General features: G+C 37.0%; 10 protein-coding genes and 1 other annotated feature. Of the genes, 8 read left to right on the forward strand and 2 right to left on the reverse strand.

What is annotated here, in order from left to right; translation table 11 throughout:
- Positions 1-217 precede the first annotated feature (217 nt).
- The 5 genes from MHH87_RS08375 to MHH87_RS08395 all read left to right on the forward strand — a co-directional run bounded on the left by MHH87_RS08375 (position 218) and on the right by MHH87_RS08395 (position 4,905).
- Positions 218-952 carry a glucose 1-dehydrogenase gene (locus MHH87_RS08375; RefSeq protein WP_340748860.1) on the forward strand — a complete coding sequence of 245 codons (735 nt, stop codon included), beginning with the start codon at positions 218-220 and terminating at the stop codon, positions 950-952.
- A gap of 378 nt (positions 953-1,330) precedes the next feature.
- Positions 1,331-1,840 carry an RNA polymerase sigma factor gene (locus tag MHH87_RS08380; protein WP_340750938.1) on the forward strand — a complete coding sequence of 170 codons (510 nt, stop codon included), beginning with the start codon at positions 1,331-1,333 and terminating at the stop codon, positions 1,838-1,840.
- The gene (locus tag MHH87_RS08385; RefSeq protein ID WP_340748861.1) at positions 1,830-2,465 is read left to right on the forward strand and encodes a zf-HC2 domain-containing protein; all 636 of its coding nucleotides are present in this window, start codon (positions 1,830-1,832) and stop codon (positions 2,463-2,465) included. The genes MHH87_RS08380 and MHH87_RS08385 overlap by 11 nt, the downstream gene beginning before the upstream one ends.
- Before the next feature lie 122 nt (positions 2,466-2,587).
- A complete protein-coding gene (locus MHH87_RS08390) occupies positions 2,588-2,770 on the forward strand; it encodes a hypothetical protein (protein WP_340748862.1) in 183 nt (60 codons plus the stop codon).
- A gap of 525 nt (positions 2,771-3,295) precedes the next feature.
- Positions 3,296-3,545, forward strand: a binding site (T-box leader).
- A gap of 106 nt (positions 3,546-3,651) precedes the next feature.
- Positions 3,652-4,905, forward strand: a complete 1,254-nt coding sequence (locus MHH87_RS08395; protein ID WP_340748863.1) for an MFS transporter — start codon at positions 3,652-3,654, stop codon at positions 4,903-4,905.
- Positions 4,906-5,059: 154 nt separating this feature from the next.
- Here MHH87_RS08395 and yfkAB read toward each other — a convergent pair whose 3' ends face one another.
- Entirely contained in the window at positions 5,060-6,169 is a 1,110-nt protein-coding gene (yfkAB, locus tag MHH87_RS08400; RefSeq protein WP_340748864.1) for a radical SAM/CxCxxxxC motif protein YfkAB, read from the reverse strand.
- Between the two features lie 537 nt (positions 6,170-6,706).
- Positions 6,707-8,641: a right-handed parallel beta-helix repeat-containing protein gene (locus MHH87_RS08405; RefSeq protein ID WP_340748865.1), complete on the reverse strand. Its 1,935-nt coding sequence runs from the start codon at positions 8,639-8,641 to the stop codon at positions 6,707-6,709.
- Positions 8,642-8,914: 273 nt separating this feature from the next.
- Between MHH87_RS08405 and MHH87_RS08410 the strand changes: the two genes are divergently transcribed.
- The 3 genes from MHH87_RS08410 (at position 8,915) to MHH87_RS08420 (ending at position 12,489) form a co-directional block, all read left to right on the forward strand.
- Positions 8,915-10,036, forward strand: coding sequence for an AAA family ATPase (locus tag MHH87_RS08410; RefSeq protein WP_340748866.1), 1,122 nt, complete (start codon positions 8,915-8,917; stop codon positions 10,034-10,036).
- Positions 10,037-10,070: 34 nt separating this feature from the next.
- Positions 10,071-11,564, forward strand: a complete 1,494-nt coding sequence (locus MHH87_RS08415; protein WP_340748867.1) for a vWA domain-containing protein — start codon at positions 10,071-10,073, stop codon at positions 11,562-11,564.
- Positions 11,565-11,658: 94 nt separating this feature from the next.
- Positions 11,659-12,489, forward strand: a complete 831-nt coding sequence (locus MHH87_RS08420; protein WP_340748868.1) for a DUF2785 domain-containing protein — start codon at positions 11,659-11,661, stop codon at positions 12,487-12,489.
- The last annotated feature ends 5 nt before the right edge of the window (positions 12,490-12,494 follow it).

The following is a 12,494-nucleotide window of genomic DNA, read 5'->3' on the forward strand; positions in this document are numbered from 1 at the left end:
AACTATTTAGACCCACCATTCGAATATCGTATGTTTTAGGGCGCTTAGTTTTTCACATTATATAAAGCGACGTTATTTTCCCGTTTAAATCAGCCTAATTATTATACAAACCCAAAGTGTACATGATAACCCATTATCGTGATTGTTTGACATTTTTCTTTCATATAGATAGTATTAAAAACGCTTTTATACCAACATTTTAAAGGAGATATCGAATATGAACAGATTATCAGGTAAAGTAGCAATTATTACAGGTGGAGCACGTGGTATGGGAGCTACCCATGTACGTATGTTAGTAGGTGAAGGTGCGAAAGTAGTTTTCACGGATCTTAATGAAGAAGGCGGACTAGCATTAGCACAAGAATTAGGTGAAAATGTAAAATTCGTGAAGCAAGATGTAACTAACGCAGCTGATTGGGAAACTGTTATCAATGAAACTGAAAATACATTTGGTCCTGTGAACATTTTAGTTAACAATGCAGGCATCAGCATGAATAAAACAATTGCAGAAATGACGGAAGCAGAATATCGTAAAATTCTAGAAATCAACCAAGTTTCTGTATTTTTAGGAATGAAAGCTGTTCTACCTTCTATGCAAAAAACAGGAAATGGTTCAATCATTAACATTTCATCTATGAACGGTATCGTAGGTGGTGCGATTGGCTATACAGATACGAAATTCGCTGTTCGAGGAATGTCTAAAGCAGCTGCTCTTCAATTCGGTCCACTAGGTATCCGAGTAAACTCTGTACATCCTGGCGTTATTGAAACACCAATGGTTACAGAAGGAGATGCTGTTGAAGTTATTAAAGAATTTTCAAAACATATTCCAATGAGAAGAATCGCAAAACCTGAGGAAGTTTCAAATCTTGTTTTATTCCTTGCGTCGGATGAATCAAGCTATTCAACAGGTTCTGAATTCATTATCGATGGTGGCTTAACAGCGCAATAATAGTTCAAAAAGCATAAAATTATTAAATAAGTACCCTATAAAGTAGATACTTTCAAAAAGTTTCTACTTTGTAGGGTATTTTATATTTATCTGAAAATATGAAAATTGGTATGTTATATACTGTTGGGATATATAATAAATGTGGAAATTGGCATTGAAAAAAGAATTTCTATAAGTCTATGTTTGCGGAATTGGCAAGTATGTGGTGGGGAACCTATTGAAATCTAAAAAATTGTCCATGCATATGGTGTGTATTTTGTTGTTGTGAAGGAGTTTGGTTTCTTCTGTAATAAAAAAATTTAAAATAAATGTAACGAATAACGTTTTAAATCTATATATAGGTGATACATGAAAATTTGGTGAGAAGGAAGGAGGTTGGTGGAGGATTTAAGTGAAGTCTACAAATCCTATGCAGATGAAGTAAAGCGGTTCCTTATTTGTTTAACGTCAAATGTAGATTTAGCTGAAGAACTGACCCAAGAGACTTTTTATCAGGCGGTAAAGTCTATTCACAGGTACAACGGTGAATACAAGATGTCTGTTTGGTTATGTCAGATTGCAAAACATACATATTATAACTATTTAAAAAAGGTAAAAAATGCTGACCATCTTAGTGTAGAAAATCTGATGCAAAAGGGAGTGGATATTCCATCTTCTAAGGAGCAGCCTGACGTTGAGATGGTTAGACGCAATACGCTTATTTCAATACATAAAGAAATACATCTGTTAAAAGAACCTTACCGCGAAATATTTTTACTAAGAACGTCCATTCAGCTCAGCTTTAAAGAGATTGGTGAAGTATTTGATAAAAGTGAAAACTGGGCGCGGGTATCCTATTACCGTGCCAAATTGAAACTAGCAGAAAGGATTGATGGGAATGAATTGTAATATTATTAAAGATTTATTGCCATCTTATATTGATGAGATTTGTAGTAAAGATACTGTAAAAATGGTTGAAGAGCATTTACAGTATTGTGAAAAATGTAAGGCGTGTTTTAATTCCATGCAGCAGGAAGGGGCTTATGTAGGGCAGTTGCCAGAAGAAGTAGCGAAAGCCATTACACCGTTTAAAAAAATTAATAAAAAGCGCCGCATCCAAGTTATTAAGGCCGTTGTCATCACCTTTTTAACGACCTTTTTTATCACGGTTGTAGCTGATTCAGTTTATCAAAATGTAGGAGTTGTGAATCAATTCTTTTCCCCAATGGATAGAGGCATTGTCGATGTAGGTTCAGCTGATGAGTGGGAAAGAATCACCTTTAGTGACAACAATTTTCTGGAAAAAGATCATCTGATATTCGACAGCATTTTTTGGGAAAAGGAAATAACTAATCACGCGAATAACGAACAGGATGTCATGATAAGGGTAAAAGATGAAAATGGCAATATTATAGTGGACGAATTCCAAATTTTACATGGCACTAGCGTGAAATTGGACAGTTTGAAGAGAAATGAAAAATATTTTATTGAAATAAAAGCGCCACAAGGGAGATTTTTTATTAATGCGACATGAAAAATACTGAAATTTAGATCGTTGTCTAAAGTATAATAGGTAGTCTTTTTAATACATTACCGGGCGTTTTTAAGGGATATTCGTATTTCAAATTTTTAACACTTGGGCAGGAGGTAGCGAAGATGGAGAATAAAAAAGGAATAGTTATTGCTAGCATTATGTTATGCTATTGCGTAATTTCTGTTAGCTATACGCTTTTATTAGATGGAACAATCAATTGGTCTCCATTCTTTTTAGCTATATGTATGGTAGGTGTAATAGGAATTGCTAAATCCAATAATAGATTACTAAAAAAACTTGAATAAGTAAATGTGATAGCGGATTTTTTGATAGTATGGTGCTTTACATGAAGATTCGCATCTCGAATATTAAGTACTTTAGTTAGTAATCTGTGAGGGGTTTTGTGAAAAATATATGGTTAATTGCAATTATATTATGGGATTAAATAGGGTCTTTACCAAAACATGTCCTTTACTTTAAAAGAAAGTGAACTACTTTATAGGCACATGGAACGGAAAGCGACCGCCTGGAGTGGAATGTGCTGTCAAATTCAGATTTTGGTGTAGAGTCATTAAATATATGGATTAGTTTCTAAAGATTTTTTCTCAACTCTAGTGAGAAGTTTATTTGCGTTATTAGGATTTATAGAAGATATAAAGCGAGATGATTCAAGTAATGAACTAATCATATTTCTAATGGCTGGTCCCTTTTTCTCATTGCGATTGTTCAATAGAGCAGTCGCTTCTTCTACTAAGGGGGAAGGTTAGTAAAGAAGTGATTGACGAAATATTTTACAAAAATTTCGAATGTTTGTATTATATAAATAATACACAAATGCGATGAAGAGAAGAGTAAATAAAATCATTTCTTGCCAGAGAGCTCCCACTTGGTGAAAGGGAGTAAGAAAGATTTATTGAAACAAGCCTCTGAGTAGCATATCGGAACCAGTATGGGGGGATGGTATGACGGGAGCTCCCGTTATAGAGCTAAGGTATAAAAATACATTGTACCTGATAAGATTAGTATGGCAACATATTAATAAAATGGGGTGGCACCACGATTAAAAATCTCGTCCCCAAGACTTTAGTTTCTGTAGAGTCTTGGGGAAGGGATTTTTTTATTTATTTCAATCATTATTTAACCTTATTTAAAGTTTTATTTTTAATATTGAAAGGGGGATAAAGTGATGAATTTAAAGAAAGTGATTGTGTCTTGGAAATACCCATCAATTTTATTAGTAGGTATTGGATTTTCAAATATCGGTGAATGGATTTATTTTCTTGCTCTTAATTTAGTCGTTTACGATATAACTGGCTCACCTCTTGCAGTATCTATTTTGTATATAATAAAATCCTTTGCTACTTTATGTACTAATTTTTGGGCAGGAAGTATGATTGATCGTTTGAATAAACGAAAATTAATGGTTTATCTTGATATTTTCAGAGCTATGCTTATTGCTTTATTACCTTTCGTTTCTTCTGTAATCCTGATTTACATAGTTGTATTTATAATAAATATGGCAAGTTCTATATTTGGACCAACATCAATGACATATATTTCAAAATTAATTCCACCCGAACAAAGAAAACAATTCAATTCTATTTATAGTTTAGTTACATCAGGTTCTTTTTTTATTGGTCCAGCAATTGCAGGGTTATTATTTTTAATTGGGACCCCGATTTTAGCAATTTATATAAATGCCATGGCGTTATTTATTTCAGGGATAATTACATTAGTAATGCCTGATATAGAGAAAGAATCAATCAGTTTCTCAAAGAATAACAAATTGACTTTGAAACTAATTAAAAGGGATTGGTCTGTAGTTATTGAGTATAGTCGCCAATATAGTTATATAATGATGATTTATTTTTTATTTAGTTTTGTGATGGTGATTATGGCGAGTGCCGTAGATTCGCTTGAAACAGCATTTGCAAAAGAGGTTCTTTTATTATCAGATAGTGAATATGGGCTTTTGGTTACTATTGCAGGTGCAGGGATTTTGCTTGGAGCATTAGTTAATACATTTATAGTAAAACAAATAGGAATATCGGTGTTAATTGGTTTTGGTACTGTGCTCGTATCTACAGGCTATTTAGTTTATGCTTTTTCAAGTTCATTTTTTGTCGCTGCAATTGGTTTCCTATTCCTAGCTTTTTTTATTGCTTTTGCAAATACTGGTTTTCTAACTTTTTATCAAAACAATATTCCAGTCGAAATAATGGGGAGAATTGGGAGTGTCTATAATCTTATGCAAGCATTGCTTGTAATAATAGCAACTGGCACTATGGGTGTTATGGCGCAGATTTTATCTATTCAGTTTGTTGTCATTATAGGTGTATTAGTTATGATGATGATTTCAATTATTTTAAGTATATTCTGCTTTAACCCTTCAAAAAGTCAACTCTATCTGACCGAATCCATTGGGACTAAGAAAATCTAAATAATATTGAAGAGCAATGTATTGAATCCTTATTGAACTAAAGGTGCTTTTCCACAAAAATCTCAAACCAAATTAAACAACTAGAAAGAGCCTTACTACACATGTTATATGTTGTAGTAAGGCTCTTCTTTTTTCTATTAACTAAATGAGTTTATTATTTCACTGAGCCGCTGACAAACGCAGCATCGTTATAATACATATTTTTCACAAGCACATTTGGTCCTAAGCATTTCACGGCAGGGCAGTGGCAGTTTAAGCTTTTTGCTAAATCGCTCTCTAACCACTTATCAAAAATAGACGGAAGGGAGTCATGTTCAATATTGCCAAGCGCCGGTGCATCACCGAAATCTGTCACAATCACTTCACCAGTGAAAATATTAATGTTTAGGCGTGAGCGGCCGTCGGGATCATTGCGCAGTGTGACGTTTTTCGTCTCACGTAAACGCGCTAGAAGCATTTGATCCGCATCGTTCATGCTGCAAGGGTAGAACGGCAATGTCCCAAAAAGCATCCACGTATCCTCATCACGTATATCAAGTAGGTGATGAATGGCCTCACGCGTTTCTTCAAGCGATAGGGAAGTAAGGGCACTAGCAAAATCGGATGGGTACATTGGGTGAATTTCATGCCGTGCACACTTCATTTCGTGAATGATTTGGTTATGGATCTGTTCAAGGTAAGGCAGTGTTTTTTTGTTGAGCATCGTTTCTGCGGATACCATGACACCGTTTTCTGCCAGCATACGTGAATTATCAATCATGCGTTGGAAGAGGGCAGCACGCTGGTCAAAAGTAGGCTTACGGTCCATCATCGCAAATCCTGTTTCTACAAACTCTTCGATTGTTCCCCAGTTATGTGAAATATGTAGTACGTCCAAATAGGGTGCAATTTCAAGATAACGTGCGCCGTCGATCGTTAAGTTCGAGTTCATTTGTGTACGAACGCCGCGGCTATGTGCATATTTTAAAATCGGTAGTACATAATTTTGTACCGATTTCTTACTCATCATCGGTTCTCCACCAGTAATAGACAATGTTTTTAAGTCTGAAATCTCGTCTAAGCGGCGTAGAATTGTATCGATTGGTAGCGCCTCTGGATCTTTGTTTTGCAATGTATAACCAACTGCACAGTGAGCGCAGCGCATATTACAAAGTGTTGTCGTTGTAAATTCAATATTGGAAAGAGTAAGTTTGCCGTGCTGTTCTACATCTAAATAAGCTTCCCATGGATCAAAGCTAGGTGTAATTTTCGTTAATGTGGTCATAATTTCGTACATCTTCCTTTCTAACGCTTCATTTTCTCATAAATTATTAAACTTGCAAATAGTAAATCAACATAAAAAACTATTACAGCTAACGCGAAAACAGTATTCTAAAATTAATGTTCATCTGCAATGCCAAGAAGTACTATCCCAGCATATCAATTGAGATCACGATATATTGTTGTTTTATGATTCAACACCATAACTTGGGGTTGATTTCCGTTCTGGCTGGACGCTTTCCTGGGGGCGTTCGATGAGCCGCTTCGGGAAATAAAGGAACAAAGGCTAAGTACGCCACGTCCTGTGGCAACGCCTTTGTGACCAACATCGTGTTGGCCACAGTCCAGGGTCTCATCTAGAACGCTAATCCCCTCGGAGTCGCCAGCCGCCACTCCAATCAACAATCATTCTACTCTAATTTTCATCCCCGACTTTTGGTGATGAGCCTATTTAATTACTATTATTATGAAAAAGGTATAAATTTATTTTGTTTTATGTAAAATCCCGATGCTAGCGGGTAAGCTGGCATCGGGACTAAGTTTAATTAACTTCATCCAGCGTCTGCGTAATGAAGCTATTGTTTTCACTATAAAACTTCTCACCGAATGTATTTTCCACTGTCGTTTTGTAAAGGTCTATTTTCGAATGATTCACGGCCTGCACATTGAAGTTAAATTTATCATTACGGATGATGCAATTATTCGTATAGACGGATGATTTGTTTTGTACGTAAATATCGGATTCCGCACCTTCTGTAAGCAACGTCGATTTTAACTCCACTGTTGACTCCAAATCAATCCAAACTTGCGGAAAGAGGTGTTTTGTAATAAAGGAATCTTGAATAAGCGCCTCTGAATTATTTTCGATAATAAAGCCGTTATTATCACCTTCCAGCAACTCGCTATTTTTAAAAATGAGTGAGCTATCATTGACGACAATTTGAGGCATACGATGCTTTGAAATTTGACTATCATGAATATGCAGTGTGGAGTCACGCAGCGCCTTTATGGCATTGCCTGTGCCATTTGAAATTTGACAATTTTTTATGCGCGCTTTTGTACGATCTGCCACTTCTATTTGCACACCCTCACCGTCAGAAATTTTGCTGTCGTTCAAATATAAGGAAGAGTTATCAAGCATGTAAATACTTTTTCCTCGAATGAACTCACATTGATTTAGTGATACGAATGCATTCGTTTTACCTGCGATATGCGGCATGCCGTTATCAAAAAACTTGCATAAATCAACCGTTACGCTCGCATCGTTAACCGCTAAGATGCCGTTGCCTTTATTGTTTATTACTTCACAATTCACAACAGTCAGCTCTGCACCAATAGCTGTCATTGCAGTATTGGCATTATGAGCCACAATACAATCCACGACGGCACATGTTGCCGATTTTTCAATAAAAATACCCACTTGTCTACCTTCTTTAATGACACTATCTTTCAGTGTACAAATCGAATTCTCAGTAACGAATAGCTGTGACAGAACATTCGCGGCGAACGTTGTTTCAATAAAATTAACGATGGATTTTTCACGTACTTGAACTCCAACACCTTCGCAACTATGCACTTGGCTATAGGTCATATTAAGCCTAGATTCGACCGTTGCCTGCACATTGGCGATTTTATGATGGGCAATAATACAGTGATTGAGCTCTGCTTCTGCATGCTCACGTAGCATAATACCCGATTCCATCCCATGTTGAATATCGCAGTTGTTCGCCTCTAAATTGCTTAGCTGTATCCACAATTGTGGCAGCTGGTGATGTGAAAGAGAAGTACCATGCAGTGTAATAACACTATTTTTAGTAGCATAAATACCATTACCAGACCCGTGTTCAATTGTGCTACCAATATCAGAAAATTGCGATTCATTTTGGACAATTACTTGCGTGCCGGTTTGGCGATGAAGTTTTACATTCTCTGTTTGAACGCGAGACTTAGTTTTTATCCAAAATGCATGCTTCGAATGGTGACATTCACTATCTGTCATAGTAATCGCTGATTGCTCCAGTAAAATATGCGCTTTTCCGTTATGCTCGAACACGCAGTCGCGAATCGTAGCTGAGCTGTCATTTAATAACGCAAGCCCAACGTCAGTAGCGTGTTTAACTGTACAACCAGAAAGCTTAGCGAAACCACCATTTAACGATAAAATCACACTTGTTAGCTGGCCATGCAACGTGCAGTTTTTAAAGATAGCCTTGCCTTCAACGTATATTTGAACAGTAGGTTGTATCGTCAAATTATTAAAGCTTACAGTTACATCTTTTGGAATAATAATTATGCCTTCTAATAACACATCATCCTGTTCTTTTGCATAAATGGTTACGTATTGATTAATTGTTAATGATTCTTTATATTTACCCGATGCGAGCTGGATTTCATCGCCTCGATTTGCTTTATCTACCGCACGTTCAACCGTCTTAATCGTAGAAAAAACAGAGGTTGAAACTTTAATGATCGCCATACGGACCCTCCTAATTTAACAGGCTATTACACATTATTTTCACGAACTTAATCCGTTAAACAAAAAAAATTCAAATTTAGCTTATTTTGGTATTTAATAGGTCTAATAGTTAATAGATTATTTCATAAAAAACCGCTTTGATGGCAAACTGTTTTTTTATTAACACTTTATATATAGTGCTTACAACTGATTTATATGTACCGTTGTCACAATGTTTAAAATTATTGCTCCAGGTGTAACGTTAGAGTAAGCATAAAGAAAGGAGAGCGTGCGATGTCATTCACACGATTACAGCAAATTCAACAAAGTTTAAACAGCAAATTTTACGATCGCGAGGCGGAAATTGAAGCGCTGATGACGGCTCTTCTTGCAAGACAGCACATCTTATTTATTGGACCAGCTGGAACCGGCAAAAGTGCGTTGTCTTCAATGCTAGGTGAAATGGTTGAAGGAAGTCATTATTTCCAACATTTACTGACTCCATTTAGTACGCCAGAAGAATTATTCGGCGTGCTATCACTGAAGGATTTAGAACAGGGTGTCTACAAGCGAAATGTGACAGGGATGCTTCCAGAGGCACATTTTTCATTTATTGATGAAATTTTTAAGGCCAATTCCGCGATTTTAAATTCATTGCTCACGTTAATTAATGAACGCGTTTTTTATAATAACGGCGTACCAATTCAATCACCGCTTATGACGATCGTTGGTTCTTCGAATGAGTATATTGAAGAAGGTGAAGGACTAGAAGCATTATTTGACCGCTTCCTGTTGCGTTATGAAGTCGATTATATTCGTGAGCAGGATGAATTCATTGCGATGTTGAAAAACGATCAAAACTTACTTGTGCCAAAGCTAACATTACAGGAATTGTATGAGCATCAGGAGCGTGTACAGAACGTGCATATTTCAGATAATGTATTCTCCTCTATTGCAAAAATTCGTCAAAGTCTACATGACGAAGGAATTCGCCCATCTGATCGACGCTTTAAACAATCTTTATCCATTTTAAAAGCAAAGGCATATTTGGATAATCGGCAGGAAGTATCACGCTCGGATTTATTATTACTAGTGAACGTTCTATGGGAAACAATTGAACAACGTGAAAAAACTGAAGAAATCATTAATGACATTGCACTTGATACGATTGAATCGTTTATTAATCGAGTTGGTCCAGAATTTGAACTGATTTTACTTCACTTGCAAAATGCGATGATAAGTAACGCTCCGAATTCTCGCTCTAGAATAAGTGAACTGTTAATGCAAGGTAAAACACTGTTTTTAGAAGTGCAGGCGATGAATCGTGAAGCACCAAATCGTCAGGAATTACAAGCATTAAAAAACGATATTCATAAGCGTCTGCTCAAAATGACAACAGATGTCATTGGATTTTAACTATGAAAAGTTGTGAGTAAGTGGGGAAATGGAGATGAATGATATAGCTGTATTGTATAGTCGGTCTATTTTTCAAATTTCTTCCCAGCAACGAACGCGCTTTAATGAGCTTGCAAAAATGGCAAAAATGCTACATGACAGCTGTCAGGAAGGCGAACAAGTATTACCGGGATTTACGAATATTATTGGGGATGTATGGATTGCATTTTATGCATTATACCCAGAACTCATACCGAATGCAGAGCAAATTGATGAAATGCAGCATAAATTTATTGGGAATTTGATAACTACAGATGATTATGTTCGCTGGCATACATTAACAGAGGGTGACGAGCTACTATCAGCTTTAACTGCGATTGCCATTACAGAACAACTGAAAAAAACATTGCAGGATAATAAGGTAGCTCGGCAAGCGTCTGCACAAATAAAGCTTGCGGAGCGAAGTATGGAGCACGCACGTAAGCAATTGCAGGAGCTCCGCAAGAAAATGTTAGACGCCAGTTTGACTCAAGCAGAAAAAGAGCGGGTAGCTATGCAGAAAGATATGATTCAGCGGCGCTTACTAGCAGCAAAACAGGATATGGTACAGGGGAATCGTACACTGTGTCAGCAAGTAGTACAAATGGACGGTAAGCATATTGGGGATATGATACAGTTGAGTGTCAAAAAAGTGAAAAATACGAGGAATGCCATAGTTGCGGTTGGCACGATGGACGGCAGAAAAATGGGGCAGGTCCCGCTAAGCGATCAGTTTGAGCTGGCAATACTAATCCGTCAGCAAAAAACTTTAAAAAAAATCGCGGATATGGCAGGGCGCTTTAAGAAAATGGCGCAAAAAAAGCAAAAAACAAAACAGCGCATGACGATGGAGCGTAAAAATGTCATGTTTGGTCAGGAAGTTTCACGATTATTGCCAACAGAGCTTGCTAATTTAATTTCTCCGTATCGTAAGCTAGATTTTTTAAGACGTTATGGCGAGCAGCAAACGCTCGTTTTTGATATAAAAGGAAAAGATCGCCGCGGCAAAGGGCCTATTATTATTTGTATGGATGAAAGCAGCTCGATGTCGTCCATTAAAGAGCAAAGTAAGGCGTTTTGTATGGCACTGCTCATGATAGCACGCAAGCAAAAACGTGATTTTGCCATCATCCCTTTTGCGAGCAATATCGGTGAGGTGCAAATTTTCCACAAAGGACGTGCCACAATTAATGAGCTCATTTATTTTAGTGAAAACTTTTTAGGCGGCGGTACAAACTACGAAAAACCGCTCCGTGCCTCACTTGATATTTTCATGCAAAGTAATTTCAGCAAGGCAGATTTACTATTTGTCACAGACGGTTCCAGCTTTTTACCGACTTCGTTTATAGAGGAATTTAATACAATAAAAAAGACAAAGCAGTTTGAATGCACGGCTATTTTGCTGACGAATTTATACAATGCCGTAGATTTGACTATTGTTGAACGGTTCTCAGATAAAATCATAGAAGTGAATGATTTATTTGAAGCAGATGACGCGTTTTCTATTTAATGAAATTATATAATCTTGTATCCTTCTCTAGATTAAACGGCGTTGGTCTCGTAAAATGACTAACAGAGGCTGTTCAATGGAGGAGGATTTTTTTTTGAAAGAAAAATTAATGCAACTGCTTGCAATGGACTTTGCAGCACGTCAGCAATATATAAATGAATCAGGCGAAGAATTATTACAGGAAATGCTACTGAACATAGGGGTTACTGACGATGAACTGCGGGATAAACTCAATTACCGTGTGTTTATCGAGCTACTGAGTGCACAACTTTGGACACCTAAGCAAATGACACATCTCGCTACCGTACTCATTACGAATAACTACCTATACTATAAGGTAGAAGAACAGGACAAGGATTCGGTGTTTACGCGCTCGTTTTCTGCGCTTTGGCTAGCGGGGCTATTACAAGTTGATCGCCAGCTACATTTTTTAACTGACGATACGGCTCGTCAGGTGATAAATGTGACATTACCGTATTTGCAGCGTGAACGAGACGTGCGCGGTTTTGTAGAAGAACAGGGGTGGGCACATGCGGTAGCGCACGGTGCAGACTTAGCCGTTGCTGTCGTAAATCATCCGCTATTTCAAGTAAGTGATGCTCCGGTGTTATTACAAGGGGTGAAGGAGGTATTATGGAAGGACTCCGTGTATACAGATGATGAGGATGAACGCCTTGTGAAAGTTATTGAAGCGCTGATCGCCATGGATTTCCCAGAAGAGGTGCTAGTGGAATGGGTTGAACAAATATTTGATAAGCTTGACCTCCACTTATATGAAATTGGTTATACACCCGCATTTTTTGCAGCACGAACAAATACATTACATTTTATAAAAACATTATATTTCACCTTGAAATTTAGTAATCAGTATAATCAGCTGCGGGGTGTTTGTTCCATCTTTATAGGGAAATGGATGAAATATTAGATTTC

The sequence above is a fragment of the Solibacillus sp. FSL H8-0538 genome (genome assembly GCF_038003525.1).
Classification (GTDB): domain Bacteria; phylum Bacillota; class Bacilli; order Bacillales_A; family Planococcaceae; genus JBBOPI01.